Raw genomic sequence first — 735 nt, forward strand, 5'->3', positions numbered from 1 at the left:
GCTTGTTTGTGGTGCCGAGTACGGATTCTCTTGCATACAGGTCTAACGCCTGAATTAAGCCGAGCCGCGAAGCGGCTTCGGCTTGAATGAATTGTTAGGGGGCAGCCCGATCAAGTTGAGCCATCTCCTCTTGTGTGTAGAACTTTAGACGTTCTACGCGCTGACCGTTAAGAAAGTTTAGTGAGGGGCCGTAGTCGTAACCGGGCGATTCAATCGTCCCAGACAGGCCATGTATGCGAGCGATGTCGTATCCGTCACAGAAGTAGATTGTGGTGCCGCCATCTGCCGGTGCGAATGGCGCTTGCGGGCATTCCGGGTGCCCGCCAGAAAGAATCTTCCCATAGCTTGTCCAGGCGGACTGAACGATGGATGCCTGATCTGGTGATAGAGCTGAAAGATAAATGCCAAAGTTCTCGTCTGTGTCTGAGATGATCTTCACGGACTCGGGCAGGCGACGCTTGGAAGGGTTTGTGGGAAGTCCGGTATCTGGGTTGACGTCGTAACCTGGGTATCCGGGATCATCGGCTTCTTGAACGTCCGCGACCACTGGAGTTTCACGAGCGCACGCGCAGACCAAGGCGAGTAGAAGTAGAACTGTCAGTTTGCGCATGAGATTGCTCTGCCCCCTAACGCCTGATTAAGCCGAGCCGCGAAGCGGCTTCGGCTTGAATGAATTGTTAGGCCCTAGTCTGCCAGCAGGACGTCGCAAGGGACACCGCCATTGAAGATGACGTT

General features: G+C 54.7%; 1 protein-coding gene. It reads right to left on the minus strand.

The window, feature by feature from the left end; translation table 11 throughout:
* Positions 1 to 94 precede the first annotated feature (94 nt).
* The gene (locus ASE10_RS20470; RefSeq protein ID WP_157480998.1) at positions 95 to 610 is read right to left on the minus strand and encodes a hypothetical protein; all 516 of its coding nucleotides are present in this window, start codon (positions 608 to 610) and stop codon (positions 95 to 97) included.
* Positions 611 to 735: the final 125 nt, after the last annotated feature.

This window comes from Lysobacter sp. Root76, from assembly GCF_001428685.1.
Taxonomy (GTDB): Bacteria; Pseudomonadota; Gammaproteobacteria; order Xanthomonadales; family Xanthomonadaceae; genus Lysobacter.